The sequence below is a fragment of the Streptomyces sp. NPDC104307 genome (assembly GCF_055584045.1).
In genome coordinates this window covers 72,418-91,203 of sequence record NZ_JBVJMU010000005.1, presented here as the reverse complement: position 1 = coordinate 91,203, position 18,786 = coordinate 72,418, and the positions used below count along the sequence as shown (strand labels likewise).

General features: G+C 71.3%; 2 protein-coding genes. Both read right to left on the bottom strand.

Annotated features, from left to right (window positions below):
* Positions 1 to 259: 259 nt before the first annotated feature.
* Positions 260 to 7,345 (bottom strand): amino acid adenylation domain-containing protein, encoded by a 7,086-nt coding sequence (locus ACZ601_RS15565; protein WP_469537748.1) that lies wholly within the window; start codon positions 7,343 to 7,345, stop codon positions 260 to 262.
* Entirely contained in the window at positions 7,342 to 18,699 is an 11,358-nt protein-coding gene (locus ACZ601_RS15560) for a non-ribosomal peptide synthetase (RefSeq protein ID WP_469537745.1), read from the bottom strand. Before ACZ601_RS15560 ends, ACZ601_RS15565 begins: the two co-directional genes overlap by 4 nt.
* Between the last annotated feature and the right edge of the window lie 87 nt (positions 18,700 to 18,786).

The window sequence follows — 18,786 nt, the reverse complement described above, 5'->3', positions numbered from 1 at the left end:
CAGGATCTCACCGTGGTGGACGGGGGCTGAGGCTACCCCGACACGCCAGCCGGAATGATCAACCATTTCCTTGACTTTCTGTTGCCGGGACCGTGGCCTGCGGATGGCTTCACGCTATGCAGGCCGGAACCTGCCGCCCGGCGGCATGAGCGGCAGCCCGCGGGCAACTTGGGGTGCCGCCCCGGCCGGCCGCACACGCAGAGGTGCCCGGGGCCACCGTGGTGGGCGGTCCCGGGCACCTGTGCGGTGTCGCGGAGAGTCAGTGACGTGCTCCGCGCAACTCCTCCGCCAGCACCTTTCCGATCTCGCGCAGCGGCTCCGCGGTGGTCATGTCCCAGTGCGCGCAGTCGATGTCGTACTCCTCGACCCGGCCCAGGACATGGGGTGCCCAGGCCTCCGCGCCGGTCGTCTCCGCGGGTGTGCGGGCGGCGTTGAGGAACACCGCGTCGCCGCCGAACCGCCGCTGCGGCACGTACCGGTAGCGCATCTCCAGGTTCCCGGCCGTGACCGCGACGACGGAGGCGGCCTGGGCAGGTTCCAGCGCGCCCAGGATCGCGTCCTCCGCGCGCAGCACGGCGGCCAGCTCCGCCGCGTCCGGGGCGCTGTCGGCGCACCGCACGTCGAGTTCGGCGCCCCGGCCCCCGAGCAGCGCGGTCAGCACCTCGCGGCCGGTGACGGCGGGGGGCCGGAAACCGTCGGGCAGCGGGTAGGAGTCGAGCAGCGCCAGCAGGGCCACCCGCTCGCCCTGCTCCTCCAGCCGGGCCGCGACCGCGTGCGCCACCAGCCCGCCGAAGGACCAGCCGAGCAGGTGGTACGGGCCGTGGGCCTGGACCGAGCGGATCTCGGCCACATAGCCGTCGGCCATCTCCTCGATGCCGGCCGGCCGGTCCGCCGGGTTCGTCAGCTCCTTGGCCTGGAGGCCGATCAGCGGCCGCCGTCCGCCGATGTGCCGGAGCAGTCCGGCGTACGACCAGCTCATCCCGGAGATCGCGTGGACGCAGAACAGCGGGGCCTCATCGGCCTCGGGGGAAGCGGCCCGGATCGGCAGCAGCGTCTCCATCGGGTCGCCGCTCGTGTCGGAGGCGATGTGTTCGGCGAGCAGCGCGGGCGTCGGGTACTGGAACAGGTCGCGGATGGTGACCCGGGTCTCCCAGACGGAGCGGATCCGGCCGATCAGCTTGGTGGCGAGCAGTGAGTGGCCGCCCAGTTGGAAGAAGTGGTCGTCGATGGTGACCGACTGCACCCCGAGGGTCGCCGCGAAGAGCCCGCACAGGACTTCCTCCGCCGGGGTACGCGGTGCCCGGCCGCCGCCGGTGGAGGACTGCGCCGGTTCGGGCAGGGCGCGGCGGTCGAGCTTGCCGTTGACCGTGAGGGGCAGTGCGTCCAGCGGCACGATGGTGGCCGGCACCATGTACTCGGGCAGTGCGGCGACCGCGTGCCGGCGCAGTTCCGAGGCGTCGGGAGTGCTGCCCTCCGTGGGCACCACGTAGGCCACCAGGCGCTTGTCACCGGGCCGGTCCTCCCGGATCAGCACCGCCGCCTGCGCGAGGGAGGGGTGCCGCAGCAGCGCCGATTCGATCTCACCCGGCTCGATGCGGAAGCCCCGCAACTTGATCTGCTGGTCGGCCCGGCCGAAATACTCCAGCGCGCCGTCCTGGCTCCAGCGGGCCAGGTCGCCGGTCCGGTACATCCGGGAGCCGGGCGCACCGTGCGGGTCGGCGACGAAGCGTTCGGCGCTCAGTACGGGCTGCCCGATGTAGCCGTGGGCGAGTCCGTGCCCGGCGACGTAGAGCTCGCCGGGGACGCCCGGGGGCAGCAGCCGGAGGTTCTCGTCCAGGACGTAGGCGTGCTTGCCGGCGATCGGCCGCCCGATCGGGATGGCGGGGGCGGGCCGGGTGAGGGTGTGGGCGGTGGTGAAGCCCATGCTCTCGGCGGGCCCGTAGCCGTTGACCAGGTGGAGGTGGGGGTGGTCGGCCAGCGCCTTGGCGGTGTGGGCGGGCGAGGCCGCCTCACCGGCGGTCATCGCCTCCTTGATCCGGGAGAACACCACCGGGTGCTCGTCGAGCATGTGGTTGAACAGGCTCGCCGACATCTGGAGGGTGGTGACTTGGTGCCGTTCGACCAGTTCCGCGATCTGGTGCGGGTCGGTGTGCTGGCCCGGTTGCAGGACGCAGACCCCGCCGTGCAGCAGGGGTCCGAAGACCTCCAGGGCGAACGCGTCCCAGGAGACCGGCGAGCTCTGCAGGTAGGTCTGCTCGGGTCCGAAGTCCAGGTAGTCGGGGCCGATGAAGGTGGCGGCCAGTGCCCGGTGGGAGGCGGCCACCCCCTTGGGGAGTCCGGTCGAACCGGAGGTGAACATCACGCAGGCGATGGATTCGGGGTGTCCGCCCGTCTCGACCGGTGTCCCGGGCAGGGCGGTGATGGCGGGGATCTCCTCGGTCAGGTCGACGACGGTGGCCCGGGTCGACAGGGCCGTCAGATGGGCCTGGGTGACCAGCGCCGCCGGATTGGTCTGGCCGAGCACGGTGTTCAGCCGGTCGGCCGGGAACTGCGGGTCGAGCAGCGTGTATCCGGCCCCGGCCTTCAGGGCGGCGAGCAGCGAGGCGATGAGCTGCGGGGAGCGCTCCAGGTGGATGGCGACGACGGAGCCCGGTGTGACGCCACGTGATGTCAGGTGGCGGGCCAGCCGGTTGGACCAGATGTCCAGCTCCTGGTAGGTGACCTGCTGTTCCTCGTGGACCAGCGCCACCGAGTGCGGTGTGCGGGCGGCCTGCCGCGCGAACAGCGCGTCGAGTGCCAGGACCGGCGCGGGCGAACGGACGCCGCTCCACTCCCGCAGCCGGCCGTGCTCGTCCTCGGAGACGGTCTCCAGTTCCGCGAGCGGCAGGTCGGGGGTTGCCACGGCCCCGGTGAGGAGCCGGACCAGCCGGTCCGCGGTGGCTTCGATGGTGCGTGCCTCGTAGAGGTCGGTGGTGTACTCGATCAGGATGTCGAGGCCGTCGGGGCGGCCGTCGGCGGTGCGGTTCTCCGCGAAGGCGAAGGTGAGGTCGAACTTGGCAACCGAGGCCGCCGGGGTGGCGAACTCGCTCTCCAGTCCGCTCAGTTGCGGCGCCTCGTTACTGGTGTCGCCGACGGTGAGCATGATCTGGAAGAGGGGGTGCCGGGCGGTGGTGCGCTCGGGGTTGAGGGCTTCGACGAGCCGGTCGAACGGCAGGTCCTGGTGGGCCCAGGCGGCGAGGTCGGTCTCCCGGACCCGGGTCAGCAGCTCCCGGAAGGTCGGGTCGCCGCTCGTGTCGGTGCGCAGGACCAGGGTGTTGACGAAGAACCCGACGACGTCGTCGAGCTTCTGGTCGGTGCGCCCGGCGACGGGTGAGCCGAGCGGGATGTCGTGCCCGGCACCGGAGCGGGCGAGCAGCGTCGCGACGGCTGCCTGGGCCACCATGAAGAACGTGGTCCCGGTGTCCTGGGCCAGCGACATCAGGGCGGTGTGCAGTTCGGCGGGGCAGCGCACGGCGTGGGTGCGGCCCCGGTTGGAGGCGGCTGCGGGACGGGCGTGGTCGGCGGGGAGGGTGGACTCCTCCGGCAGGTCCGCGAGCACCTCGCGCCAGTGGTCGAGCTGACGGTCCTCGTCGCGCTCCAGGATCCCCTGCTGCCAGAGGGTGTAGTCGGCGTACTGGACCGGCAGCGGCTCCCAGGCGGGGGCCGTGCCCTCGGTGCGGGCTTCGTAGGCGGTGGCCAGGTCACGGAAGAGCGGGCCGTTGGACCAGCCGTCGGAGGCGATGTGGTGGATCACGAGCAGGAGTACGTGGTCCGCTGCCCCGATCCTCAGCAGCCGGGCCCGGCAGGGGATTTCGGCTGCCAGGTCGAAGGTACGGGCCGCCTCGGCGGCGAGCCGCTCCGGAAGTGCCTCCTCCGTGGTGCCGATCAGCGGGAGGTCGAGGCCGGCCGGGGGCAGCACGTGCTGGTAGGGCGTGTTCTCGTGGGTGGGGAAGACGGTACGCAGGCCTTCGTGACGGGTGATCAGGTCGGTGAGGGCCAGCTGGAGCGCCTCGTGGTCGAGGGTGCCCCTGAGGCGCAGGGCGAGGGGGATGTTGTAGGTGGCGGAGGGACCTTCCAGCTGGTCGAGGAACCACAGCCGCTGCTGGGCGGAGGAGAGCGGTACGCGCTCCGGCCGCTCCTGCGGTGTCAGCGCGGGGCGCTGCTCCCCGCTGCCCTCGGCCGCGATCCGCTCGGCGAGCTGCGCGACCGTCGCGTACTGGAACAGGTCCCGGATGGTGATCTCGGTGTCCCAGACGGCACGGATGCGGCTGATGAGGCGGGTGGCGAGCAGGGAGTGTCCGCCACGCCGGAAGAAGTGGTCGTCGATGGTGACCGACGGCAGTCCGAGCACGGCCGCGAAGAGGCCGCACAGGACTTCTTCCGCCGGCGTCCTGGGCGGGCGGCCCCCGGCGTCGGCGGTCAGCAGCGGTGCGGGCAGGGCGCGCCGGTCGACCTTGCCGTTGGCGGTGAGCGGGATCTCGTCCAGGACCACGAAGGCCGCCGGGACCATGTACTCCGGGAGTCCGCCGGAGATCTCGCGGTGCACGGCCTCCGTGTCGATGCGGGCGCCTTCGGTGGCGACGAGATAGGCGGCGAGGCGTTTGTCACCGGGCCGGTCCTCCCGGACGACGACGGTCGCCTGGCCCACACTCTCGTGCGCGGTCAACGCCGTCTCGATCTCGCCCAGTTCGATACGGAAGCCGCGCAACTTGACCTGCTGGTCGGCCCGGCCCAGGTATTCGAGCGAGCCTCCGGCGTTCCAGCGGACCAGGTCTCCGGTCCGGTACATCCGCGTACCGGCAGGACCGAACGGGTCCGCGACGAAGCGCTCCGCCGTCAGCGAGGCACGGTTGAGGTAGCCCTGCGCCAGACCGGCCCCCGCGACGTACAGCTCGCCGGGGGCGCCGGGCGCGGCGAGTTGCAGGGCGGCGTCCAGGACGTAGGCCCGGTGGTTGTCGAGGGGCTCCCCGATGGGGATGGCTCCCGCGTGGTCCAGGGGGCGGTGGATGCGGTGGGTGGTGGCGAAGGTGGTGGTCTCCGTCGGTCCGTAGCCGTTGACGACGGTCACCTCCGGGCAGTGGTCCATGACGCGGCGTACCGCCTCCGGCGGCACCACGTCGCCGCCCGCCCACACCTCGCGGACCCCGGCGAACGCCGCGGGCGCCTCCTCCGCCATCACCCGGAACAGCCCGGCCGTCAGCCAGAGCGCGGTGACGCGGTGCTCGGCCAGCAGCCGCTGGTAGTCGGCCGGGGCGAGGTGGCCGCGCGGTGCCACCACGACCGTGCGGCCGTTCAGCCACGGGACCCAGATCTCGTACGTCGAGGCGTCGAAGGCGGCCGGCGAGTGGAACAGCACGCGCCGGTGGGCGCCGTTGGCGTACATGGTCTGCGCGGCCAGGTCCGCGACGTTGCGATGGGTGACCGCGACGCCCTTCGGCACCCCCGTCGAGCCGGACGTGAACATCGCGTAGACGGGCTGGTCGGGGTGGATGGAGCGGGCCGGCGCGGTGGCGGGAAGGTGGCCCAGCGCTGTGCCGGCGCCCAGCACGACGACCTGCGCTTCGGCGTCAAGGACGACCTGGTGGTCCGACAGCGCCTGATCGGTGAGCAGGACCGGCGCCCCCGTGTCGGCGAGGATCCGGACGAGCCGGCTGTCGGGGTCGCTGGTGTTCAGCGGCGCGTACACGGCCCCGGCCTTGACGACGGCGAGCAGAGCGGTGAGCAGGTCGGTCGACCGCTCCATCAGGACGGCGACCACGTCGTGCTGCCGGATGCCGAGGCCGATGAGGTGGTGGGCCAGCCGGTTGGTGGCCTCGTCGAGTTCGGCGAAGGTCAGGTCGCGGTCCTCGTCCACCAGGGCTATCGCGTCCGGGGTGCGGGCGGCCTGGGCGGCGAACAGCTCTGCCAGGCTCTTCCCGGACGAGCCGGTGGCGGCGCCGCTCCGCTCCTCCAGGAGCAGCCGCCGCTCGTGCTCGCCCAGCAGGTCGAGGACGGACAGCGGGGAGTCGGGCGAGGTGACCACGGCCTCCAGGAGCCGGTTCAGCCGCGCCATGAGCGCCTCGATCGTCCGGGCGTCGTAGAGGTCGGTGGCGTACTCGATGGTGATGTCGAGACCGTCCGGCCGGCCGTCGCGGGTGCGGTGCTCGGCGAAGCCGAACGTCAGGTCGAACTTGGCGATCTGCAGGGCGCTGTACTCGGTCCGGGCGTCGAGCCCCGGGAACCCGATGACGTCGGAGCCGGCCTCCCCCATGGTGAGCATCACCTGGAACAGCGGGTGGCGGGAGGCGGAGCGCTCGGGGTTCAGCACCTCGACCAGCCGGTCGAAGGGCAGGTCCTGGTTGTCCCAGGCGGCCAGATCCGTCCTGCGGACCCTGGAGAGCAGTTCGCGGAAGCTCGGGTCGCCCGTGACGTCCGTACGCAGCACCAGGGTGTTGACGAAGAAGCCGACCAGCCCGTCGAGCGCCTCGTCGATGCGCCCGGACACCGGGGAGCCGATCGGGATGTCGAGGCCGGCGCCGGAACGCGACAGGGCGGTCGCGACGGCGGCCTGGACCGCCATGAACAGCGTGGCGCCGGACTCCCGCGCGAGGTGGGTCAGACCGGCGTGGACGTCGGCGGGCAGCCGGGCGTCGCAGGTGGCGCCCACGTAGGAGGCAGATGCGGGGCGCGGCCGGTCGGCCGGCAGCGTTCCCTCCTCGGGCAGGTCCGCCAAGGCCGAGCGCCAGAAGTCCAGTTGCCGTGATCCGGCGCTCTCGGGGTCGTCGCTCTCACCCAGCAGCTCCTGCTGCCAGAGGGTGTAGTCGGCGTACTGGACCGGCAGCGGCTCCCAGTCGGGCACGGCGCCCCGGACCCGTGCCTCATAGGCGGTGGCGAGGTCCTGGAGCAGAGGAGCGGTCGAGCCGCCGTCGGACACGATGTGGTGCATCACGATGAGCAGGACGTGCTCCCGCTCACCGAGGGCGATCAGCCGCGCCCGGACCGGCAGGTCCACGGCGAGGTGGAAGACCTGCGCGGACTCCTGAGCGAGGACGGCCGGCAGCGTTGTGGCGTCGGCCGGTACGACGTCGAGCGGGAGCTCCACCTCTTCCTCGGCGAGGATGCGCTGGTACGGGGTGCCGTCCTGGTCGGGGAAGAGGGTCCGCAGGCTCTCGTGCCTGCCGACCAGGTCCAGGAGCGCCGACCGAAGGGCCGGGCGGTCGAGTTCGCCGTTCAGACGCACGGCGAGCGGGATGTTGTAGGTGGTCGACGGCCCTTCCATCTGTGCGATGAACCAGAGCCGCTGCTGGGCGAAGGACAGAGGAATCACTTGGTCGCTCCCATCCGGCGCATCGGCCGAAGTCTGGGCCGCGCGGCCGAGGCGCCGTCGAGCTTCTCGACGAGCGTGGCCACGATCGGGTTCTCGAAGAGGGTCGCCACGGAGAGTTCGACCCCGAGTACGGTGCGGATCCGGCCGGCGAGCCGGGTGGCGAGGAGCGAGTGCCCGCCGAGGTGGAAGAAGTGGTCGTCGATGGTGACCGAGGTCAGTCCGAGGACCTCCGCGAAGAGGCCGCAGAGCACTTCTTCCTTGGCGGTACGCGGTGCGCGCCCGGTGGTGTCGTTGACGGTCTGCGGTACGGGCAGGGCGCGCCGGTCGACCTTGCCGTTGACGGTGAGCGGGATCTCGTCCAGGACCACGAAGGCGGACGGGACCATGTAGTCGGGCAGCAGCCCGGACACCTGCCGCTGTACGTCGCCGAGCTCGATCCCCGCGCCGTCCACGGCGGTGAGGTAGGCGACGAGGCGCTTGTCGCCGGGCCGGTCCTCCCGCACGACGACGGTGGCCTGGGCCACGCCGGGCCGGCCGACGAGTACGGTCTCGATCTCGCCGGGTTCGATGCGGAAGCCGCGGAGCTTGACCTGCTGGTCGGCACGGCCCAGGTACTCCACCGAACCCTCGGCGTTCCAGCGGACCAGGTCACCCGTCCGGTACATCCGCGTACCGGCAGGACCGTACGGATCGGCGACGAACCGGTCGGCCGTCAACGACGGCCGGTCCAGATACCCCTGCGCCAGACCCGCACCCGCGATATACAACTCACCCGGAGTCCCCGGGGCCACCAGCCGCAGCCCCTCATCCAGCACGTACACCCGGTGGTTGTCCAGCGGCTCCCCGATGGGAATGGCACCCGCGTAATCGAGGGGGCGGTGGATGCGGTGGGTGGTGGCGAAGGTGGTGGTCTCCGTCGGACCGTAACCATTGACGACCGTCACCTCCGGGCAACGGTCCATGACCCGTCGCACCGCTTCCGGCGGCACCACGTCACCACCGGCCCACACCTCACGCACTCCGGCGAACGCCTCCGGAACCTCCTCCGCCATCACCCGGAACAACCCGGCCGTCAGCCACAACGCGGTAATGCCGTGTTCGGCCAGCAGCCGCTGGTAGTCGGCCGGGGCCAAGTGTCCAGCGGGGGCGACGACGAGGGTGCCGCCATTGAGCCAGGGCACCCACATCTCGTACGTGGACGCGTCGAACGCCATCGCGGAGTGGAACAGCACCCGACTGTGCGCACCGTTCGCGTACATCGTCTGCGCGGCCAGATCCGCCACATTCCGGTGCGTGACCGCGACACCCTTCGGCACCCCCGTCGAACCCGACGTGAACATCGCGTACACCGGCTGATCCGCATGCACCGCGACCATCGGGTCGGAGGAATCACCCACTCCCTCCGACGCCGGGGCCAGCACCCGCACACCGGCCGGCACGGCCAGCACACCGGCGTCCCGGTCCGTCACCACATGCGACACACCCGACTGACCAACAATCAACTCCACCCGCTCCGCCGGATACCGCGTATCCAACGGGACGTACACCGCACCCGCCTTCACCACGGCCAGCGTCATCACCACAGCACTCACCGAGCGCTCCAGGAACAACGCCACCCGGCCACCGGGCCGCACCCCCTCACCGATCAACCGACGCGCCGCAGCATTCGCCAGCCCGTCCAGCTCACGGTAGGAAAGCTCACGCTCTCCACCCACCACCGCCACCGCATCCGGCGTCCGCGCCACCTGCGCCGCGAACAACACGCCCAGCCCCGCCCCCGGAGAGCCGGTCACCTCACCCGACCACTCCCCCAGCAGCAGACCGCGCTCATCCGCCGACAACAACTCCAAGTCACCCACCGGCACATCCGGAGCCGACGCCGCACCCTCCAGCAACCGCACCAGACGCTCACCCGCCAACTCCACAGAGCGCGCGTCATACAGATCGGTCGCATACTCGATCGTGATGTCCAGCCCACCCGGCCGACCCTCACCCGTCCGATGCTCCGCGAAGCCGAAGGTGAGGTCGAACTTGGCGATCTCCACCTTCGAGAACTCGTACTCCGCCTCCAGGCCGCGGAGTTCGGGAGCCTCTGCGGACATGTCGCCGACGGTGAGCATTACCTGGAAGAGGGGGTGCCGGGCAGTGGTGCGCTCGGGGTTGAGGGCTTCGACGAGCCGGTCGAACGGCAGGTCCTGGTGGCTCCAGGCGGCAAGGTCGGTCTCCCGCACCCGGGTCAGCAGCTCCCGGAAACTCGGATCGCCGCTGGTATCGGTCCGCAGCACCAGGGTGTTCACGAAGAACCCGACGAGATCGTCGAGAGCCGGGTCGGTGCGTCCCGCGACGGGTGAGCCGAGCGGGATGTCGTGCCCGGCGCCGGACCGCGACAGCAGGGTGGAGACCGCCGCCTGCGCCACCATGAACAGGGTGCTGCCGGTGTCCTGGGCCAGCGTGGTGAGCGAATCGTGCAGCCCGGCCGTGCAGTGCACGGTGTGGGTGGTGCCCCGGTTGGACGCGGTGGCCGGCCTGGGCCGGTCGGACGGAAGCGTGGCCTCCTCCGGAAGCTCCGCCAACACCGTTTTCCAGTAGTCGAGCTGGCGTTCCTCGTCGCTGCCCAGAAGCCGTTGCTGCCAGAGCGAGTAGTCGGCGTACTGGACGGGGAGCGGCTCCCATGCGGGGGCGACGCCCTCGGTGCGGGCTTCGTAGGCGGTGGCCAGGTCACGGAAGAGCGGGCCGTTGGACCAGCCGTCGGAGGCGATGTGGTGGATGACCACCAGCAGGATGTGCTCCTGCTCGCCCAGCGAGACCAGGTGCGAGCGGATCGGCGGCTGGACGGCCAGATCGAAGGTGGCCGCCGAGAGGGCCGCCAGCCGTGCGGTGAGCTCCTCCTCAGTGGTGTTGATCAGGGGCAGTTCCATGTCGGCCGGGGGCAGGACGTGCTGGTGCGGGGTGCCCTCGTGGGTGGGGAAGACGGTGCGCAGGCCTTCGTGGCGGGTGGTGAGGTCGGTGAGGGCCAGTTGGAGTGCCCGAAGATCGAGGGAGCCCCTGAGACGCAGGGCGAGGGGGATGTTGTAGGTGGCGGACGGGCCTTCCATCTGGTCGAGGAACCACAGCCGCTGCTGGGCGGAGGAGAGCGGGATGCGCTCCGGCCGCTCCTCCGGCATCAGGGCCGGCCGGGGCAGTTCGCCGCTGCTCTCGGTGACGCACTCCGAGAGGGCGAGCACGGTCGGGTTGCGGAACAGGTCCTTCACCCCGAGCTGGACGCCGAACGCCCGCCGGATGCGGCTGATCAGCCGGGTGCCGAGCACCGAGTGGCCGCCCCGGTGGAAGAAGTGGTCGTCGATGGTGACCGACGGCAGTCCGAGGACGGCCGCGAAGAGACCGCAGAGCACTTCTTCCTGCGGTGTGCGCGGCGCACGCCCGTTTGCCGCGTGAGCGACCTGGGGTGCGGGCAGGGCGCGCCGGTCGACCTTCCCGTTGGTCGTGAGCGGAATCTCGTCGAGGACCACGAAGGCGGCCGGGACCATGTATTCGGGCAGGGCGGCCGTGATGTGGGCCCGTAGCTCTGCCACGTCGATGCGGGCGCCTTCGGTGGCGACGAGGTAGGCGGCGAGGCGTTTGTCACCGGGCCGGTCCTCCCGCACGACGACGGTCGCCTGGCCCACACTCGCATGGGCGGTCAACGCCGTCTCGATCTCGCCCAGTTCGATGCGGAAGCCGCGCAGCTTGACCTGCTGGTCGGCACGCCCGAGGTATTCGAGCGAGCCTTCGGCGTTCCAGCGGACCAGGTCGCCCGTCCGGTACATCCGCGTACCCGGCTCGCCGAACGGGTCAGCAACGAAGCGCTCCGCCGTCATGCCCGGACGGCCGAGGTAGCCGCGGGCGAGACCGGCGCCGGCGATGTACAGCTCGCCGGGGGTGCCCGGGGGTACGAGCCCCAGCCCCTCGTCCACCACATACGCCCGGTGGTTGTCCAGGGGCTCCCCGATGGGGATGGCACCCGGGTAGTCGAGAGGGCGGTGGATGCGGTGGGTCGTCGCGAACGTCGTCGTCTCCGTCGGACCGTAACCGTTGACGACGGTCACCTCCGGGCAGCGGTCCATGACCCGGCGCACCGCCTCCGGCGGCACCACATCACCCCCCGCCCACACCTCACGCACCCCGGCGAACGCCTCCGGCACCTCCTCCGCCATCACCCGGAACAGTCCGGCCGTCAGCCACAGTGAGGTGATCCCGCGTTCGGTGAGCAGTCCGCCCAGGGTTCCGGGGTCGAGGTAGCCAGGAGGTGCCACGACGACCGCGCCACCGTTCAGCCACGGCACCCAGATCTCGTGTGTTGAGGCGTCGAAGGTGTGCGGCGAGTGGAAGAGCACCCGGGTGTGGGCGCCGTTGGCGTACATGGTCTGCGCGGCCAGGTCCGCGACGTTGCGGTGGGTGACCGCGACACCCTTCGGCACCCCCGTGGAACCGGACGTGAACATCACGTACAGCCACTGGTCGGGGTGGGCGGGCAGGGCAGGCGGCGTCGACGGAAGGTGGGCGAAGCCCGAGGCCCCGTCGAGCACGACGGTCGCCGCGGTGGTCCGGGCCACCACCGGGTGCTCCGCCAGCACCTTGTCCGTGAGCAGGACGGGCGCACCCGTCTCCGCGAGGATCCGCAGCAGGCGGCTGTCCGGGTCCGCGGTGTTGAGCGGGGCGTAGACGCCGCCGGCCTTGACCACCGCGAGGAGCCCGGTGAGCAGGTCCGCCGACCGCTCCATCAGGACGGCGACGACGCTCTCCGGCCGGACGCCGAGGCCCACGAGGTGACGGGCGAGCCGGTTGGCGTCCGCGTCCAGCTCCGCGTAGGTCAGCTCCCGGACACCGTCGACCACGGCGATCGCGTCCGGGGTGCGGGCGGTCTGCGCGGCGAACAGCTCCGCGAGCCCGACTTCGGGGGAGGCAGTGATCGTGCCGTTCCACCCCTCCAGCAGCTGGTGCCGCTCGTCGGGGCCGATGAAGTCGAGCTCACGGACTGGGACTTCGGGGCGCTCGACGGCGTCTGCCAGCAGCCGGACCAGCCGGCCGGTGACCGCCTCCACGGTGCCGGCGTCGTACAGGTCGGTGGCGTACTCGACCCTGATGTCCATCCCGTCCGGGCTGCCGTCCGCCGTGCGGTGCTCATGGAAGGAGAAGGTCAGGTCGAACTTGGAGATGTCCAGCGAGGTGAAGCCCGACTCGGCGGAGATTCCCGGCAGTTCGACGGTGGGGGTGACGGCCTCCTGAAGGGTGAGGACCACCTGGAACAGCGGGTGGCGGGCGGTGGAGCGCTCCGGGTTGAGGGCCTCCACCAGCCGGTCGAAGGGCAGGTCCTGGTGGGCCCAGGCCGCCAGGTCGGCGTCCCGTACCCGGGTCAGCAGTTCACGGAAACCGGGGTCGCCCGTGAGATCCGTACGCAGGACCAGGGTGTTGACGAAGAAGCCGACCAGGTCGTCGAGGGACTGTTCGGAGCGGCCCGCGATCGGGGCGCCGATCGGGATGTCCTCCCCGGCGCCGGAGCGGGACAGCGCGGTCGCTACTGCGGCCTGGGCCACCATGAACAGCGTGCTGCCGGTCTCCCGGGCCAGCCGGGTCAGCGCCTCGTGCAACGCCGCCGGAACGTGAACGCTGTGGGTGGTGCCCCGGTAGGTGGCCACCGCCGGACGGGGGCGGTCGGCCGGCAGCGTGGCCTCGTCGGGCAGCCCGTCCAGGGTCTCGCGCCAGAACTCCGCCTGCCGCTCCCCGTCCGCCGCGAGGAGTTCCCGCTGCCAGAGGGTGTAGTCGGCGTACTGGACCGGCAGCGGCTCCCAGTCGGGGGCGCCGCCCCGGGTGCGTGCGGTGTAGGCGGCCGTGAGGTCCCGCAGCAGCGGGGTGGTGGACCAGCCGTCGGAAGCGATGTGGTGCATGACCACCAGCAGGACGTGTTCCTCGCTCCCGAGCGCGAACAGAACGGCCCGGAAGGGCAGTTCGGATTCGAGGGCGAAGCTGCGGGCGGCGTGATCGCTGAGCTCCGCCTCCAACGTCTCCTCGGTCGCGCCGACGACGGGCAGTGCCACCTCGACCTCGGCCGCCGGGAGCTGCCACTGGTAGGCGGCGTCGTCCGCCATGCCGAAGAGGGTGCGCAGCGACTCGTGCCTGACCACCAGGTCGGTGAGCGAGAGCTGAAGGGCCTGGGTGTCGAGTGCGCCCTTGAGGCGCAGCGACAGCGGAATGTTGTACGTCGCGGACGGGCCCTCCAGGTGGTGCAGGAACCAGAGGCGCTGCTGGGCAGAGGAGAGCGGTACCCGCTCGGGCCGGTCGGCCTGCCGCAGGGCGGGGCGCTGTACGGCCTGCTGCTCGCCGCCCGCTTCGACGTACTCGGCCAGAGCGGCCACCGTCGGGCCCTGGAAGAGGTCCCTGACGGTGATCTGGACGCCGAAGGTCTGCCGGATGCGGCTGATGAGCCGGGTGGCGAGGAGCGAGTGCCCGCCGAGGTGGAAGAAGTGGTCGTCGATGGTGACGGACGGCAGTCCGAGGACCTCCGCGAAGAGGCCGCAGAGCACTTCCTCGCCCGGTCCACGGGGCGCACGCCCCGTGGTGTCGTTTGTGGTCTGCGGTGCGGGCAGTGCGCCCCGGTCGACCTTGCCGTTGACGGTGAGCGGGATCTCGTCCAGGGCGACGAAGGCGGACGGGACCATGTACTCGGGGAGGACGCCGGCCAGCGCGCGGCGCACGGCCTCCGTGTCGACTCCGGCACCGCCGGCGGCGACGAGATAGGCGACCAGGCGTTTGTCGCCGGGCCGGTCCTCGCGGACAATGACGGCCGCCTGGCCCACGCCCTCCTGGGCGCTCAACGCCGTTTCGATCTCGCCGGGTTCGATGCGGAAGCCGCGGAGCTTGACCTGCTGGTCGGCACGGCCCAGGTACTCCACCGAACCCTCGGCGTTCCAGCGGACCAGGTCACCCGTCCGGTACATCCGCGTACCGGCAGGACCGTACGGATCGGCGACGAACCGGTCGGCCGTCAACGACGGCCGGTCCAGATACCCCTGCGCCAGACCCGCACCCGCGATATACAGCTCACCCGGAGTACCCGGAGCGACCAGCCGCAACCCCTCATCCAGGACATACACCCGGTGGTTGTCCAGCGGCTCCCCGATCGGGATCGCACCCGCGTAATCGAGGGGACGGTGGATGCGGTGGGTCGTCGCGAACGTCGTCGTCTCCGTCGGACCGTAGCCGTTCACGACGGTCACCTCCGGGCAACGGTCCATGACCCGGCGCACCGCCTCCGGCGGCACCACATCACCCCCCGCCCACACCTCACGCACCCCGGCGAACGCCTCCGGAACCTCCTCCGCCATCACCCGGAACAACCCGGCCGTCAGCCACAACGCGGTAATCCCGTGCTCCGAGATCAGCCCCTCATAAGCTGCCGCGTCGAGGTGCCCCGCAGGGGCGACGACGAGGGTGCCGCCGTTCAGCCAGGGCACCCACATCTCGTACGTGGACGCGTCGAACGCCATCGCGGAGTGGAACAGCACCCGACTGTGCGCACCGTTCGCGTACATCGTCTGCGCCGCCAGATCCGCGACGTTGCGGTGCGTAACGGCGACACCCTTCGGCACCCCCGTCGAACCCGACGTGAACATCGCATACACCGGCTGATCCGCATGCACCGCGACCAACGGATCGGAGGAATCACCCACCCCCTCCGACACCGGGGCCAGCACCCGCACACCGGCCGGCACCCCCAACACGCCCGCGTCCCGGTCCGTCACCACATGCGACACACCCGACTGACCAACAATCAACTCCACCCGCTCCGCCGGATACCGCGTATCCAACGGGACGTACACCGCACCCGCCTTCACCACGGCCAGCGTCATCACCACAGCACTCACCGAGCGCTCCAGGAACAACGCCACCCGGCCACCGGGCCGCACCCCCTCACCCATCAACCGACGCGCCGCAGCATTCGCCAGCCCGTCCAGCTCACGGTAGGAAAGCTCACGCCCCTCACCCACCACCGCCACCGCATCCGGCGTCCGCGCCACCTGCGCCGCGAACAACACCCCCAATCCAGCCCCCGGAGAACCGGTCACCTCACCCGACCACTCCCCCAACAACACCTCACGCTCACCCGCCGACAACAACTCCAACTCACCCACCGGCACATCCGGAGCCGACGCCGCACCCTCCAGCAACCGCACCAGACGCTCACCCGCCAACTCCACAGACCGCGCGTCATACAGATCAGTCGCATACTCGATCGTGATGTCCAGCCCACCCGGCCGACCCTCACCCGTCCGATGCTCCGCGAACGAGAACGTCAGGTCGAACTTGGCGAATCGCAGCCAGGTGAACTCCGACTCGGTCTCCAGGCCCCCGGCGACGAGTGTCGGGGTGGCAGCGTCCGTGAGCGTCAGCATCACCTGGAACAACGGGTGCCGGGCTGCCGAGCGGTCCGGGTTGATGGCCTCCACCAGCCGGTCGAACGGCAGGTCCTGGTTGGCCCAGGCGGCGAGGTCGGTCTCCCTGACCCGGGTCAGCAGCTCCCGGAAACTCGGGTCACCGCTGGTGTCGGTCCGCAGCACCAGGGTGTTCACGAAGAACCCGACGAGATCATCGAGGGCCTGGTCCGTGCGGCCGGCGATCGGTGAGCCGAGCGGGATGTCGTGCCCGGCGCCGGACCGCGACAGCAGGGTGGAGACCGCCGCCTGCGCCACCATGAACACCGAGGCGCCCGTTTCGCTCGCCAGTTCCGCCAGCGAGGTGTGCACGGCCTCCGAGCAGTGCACGGTGTGTGTGGCGCCCCGGTAGGAGGCGACGGCCGGCCGCTGCCGGACAGTAGGGAGGGTGACCTCCTCCGGGAGGCCTGCCAACGCCTGCTTCCAGTGGTCGAGTTGGCGGGCGGAGACGCTGTCCCGGTCGGCCGGGTCACCGAGGACGCCTCGGTGCCAGAGGGCGTAGTCCGCGTACTGGGCGGGCAGCGGGTCCCAGGCGGGGCGCTCGCCCCGGGAGCGGGTCGCGTACGCGGTGCTCAGGTCGCGCATGAGCGGCTGGTAGGACCAGCCGTCGGAGACGATGTGGTGCATGACCACCAGGAGGACGTGCTCCTGCCGGCCGAGGCCGAACAGCCGGGCGCGGAACGGCAGATCGACCGCAAGGTCGAAGACGCGCTCCGACTCGGCGGTGAGCAGCGCGGCGACGGTCTCCTCGGTGGCGGAGGTGACCGGCAGCTCCACGCGGACGTTGTCGGCGGGCAGAATCCGCTGGTAGGTCTGGCCTTCGGCCTGGCCGAAGACGGTGCGCAGGCTCTCGTGCCGTCCCGCGACATCGGTGAGCGCCGCTTCCAGGGCGGTTACGTCGAGTTCGCCGCGCACCCGGACGGCGAGCGGGATGTTGTAGGTGGCCGAAGGGCCCTCCAGCTGGTCGAGGAACCAGAGCCGCTGCTGGGCCGCCGAGAGCGGCATCGGCTCGGGCCGCGCCTGCGCGGTCAGAGCCGGGCGGGCGGGCTCGCCGCCGCCGGTGGCGACGTACTCGGCGAGCAGCGCCACGGTCGGGTACTCGAAGAACTGCCGCAGCGTCAGCTCGACGTCCAGGACGCCGCGCACCCGGCTCACCAGCCGGGTGGCGAGCAGTGAGTGACCACCGACCGCGAAGAAGTCGTCGTCGATGCCGATCGACGGGAGGCCGAGGGAGTGGGCGAACAGCCCGCAGAGGACCTCTTCGACGGGGTTGCGGGCGGCCCGGCCGTTGCTTGCCGCGTTCGCTCGGGGGGCGGGCAGTGCGCGACGGTCCAGCTTGCCGTTCGGGGTCAGCGGCAGAGCGCCCAGCGGCACGACGGCCGAGGGCACCATGTACTCGACGAGCTGTTCGCCCACGTGGCGGAGGAGTTCGGCCCCGTCCAGGACGCCGGCTTGTGCCGGTACGGCGTAGGCCACCAGGCGTTTGTCGCCGGGCCGGTCCTCGCGGACGATGACCGCGGCCTGGGCGACGGAGGGGTGGCGGACCAGCACGGTCTCGATCTCGCCGAGTTCGATGCGGTTGCCGCGGAGCTTGACCTGCTGGTCCGCGCGGCCCAGGAAGACGATCTCGCCGTGCTCGTTCCAGGCGGCCAGGTCGCCGGTGCGGTACATGCGGCTGCCGGCGGGTCCGTACGGGTCGGCGGTGAAGCGCTCTGCGGTCATGGCCGGGAGCCGGCCGTAGCCCTGGGCGAGGTGCGGTCCGGCGACGTAGAGTTCCCCGGTCTCGCCGGGGGCGGTGTGGCGCAGTCCGGCGTCCAGGACGTACATGGCGGTGTTGGCCATCGGGATGCCGAGGTGCAGCCGGTCGAGGGTGCGGGTCTCGGGGGTGAAGGCCTGGTAGCTGCAGAAGACCGTGGCCTCTGTGGGGCCGTAGACGTGGACGAACGTGGTGTCCGGGCAGTGGTCGAGGGCGCGTTGGAGGGCGACCCCGGACAGGACGTCGCCGCCGGTCCAGATCTCGCGCAGCTGCTTGAGCGCGTCGATCGACTCGCCCGCCATGGCGTCGAAGAGGGCGGTCGTGAAGTAGGCGGCGGTCACGTCGTGGCGGGCGATGGCTTCGGCCAGTTCACCGATGTCGATCTTCGGGGCGGACAGCACGACGGCCAGTCCGCCGCGGAGCAGCGGGACCCAGAGTTCGTAGGTGGAGGAGTCGAAGGGCAGCGGCGAGTAGGCGAGCACGCGCTGATGGGCGTGGGCGCCGAAGCCGGGGTCGAGGGCCAGTTCGACGACGTTGCGGTGGGTGTTGACTACGCCCTTGGGGGTGCCGCTGGAGCCCGAGGTGAACATGATGTACAGCGGCTGGTCGGGGTGGACCGTGACGTCGGGCGGCGTGGGCGCGGTGTCGGCCGTGGCGCTCCGGTCGTCGAGCCGCAGGGTCGGCAGGCCGTCGGCGAACTCCGTCTCCCCGGCGGCGCGGTCGGTCACCAGGAGGGTGGCGCCGGTATTTCCGAGGATCCAGCTGAGGCGCTCGGCGGGCTGGCGGGGGTCGAGGGGAACGTACACGCAGCCGCTCTTGAGCACGGCGAGGACCGTGATGACGTAGGCGAACGAGCGGTCGAAGAGAAGGCCGACGGCATCGCCGGGCCGCAGGCCGTCGGTGATGAGCCGGTGCGCGAGTGCGTTGGCCGCGCCGTCCAGCTCCCGGTAGGTGAGACCGCGGTCCTCGTGGACGAGGGCGAGAGCCTCCGGAGTACGGGCGGCCTGTGCGGCGAAGAGCGTGTGCAGCGCACCCACGGGAAGGTCCTCCGCCGTGTCGTTGTACGTGGCGACGTGCGTGGGGACGCCGACGCCGAGGGAGAGGGCTGGGTCTGCTTGCGGCTGGGGCATCTCGACACCTTCTTGGTAGCTCGGATCTCGTGGTCTCGCGGCGTGCCGGGAGACCGACGGAGCCACGGTGGATGACGTGCGGAGGAG

Excerpts from the sequence above, each read along its gene's own strand:
- ACZ601_RS15560 (WP_469537745.1), bottom strand. The coding sequence starts at position 18,699 with ATGCCCCAGCCGCAAGCAGACCCAGCCCTCTCCCTCGGCGTCGGCGTC.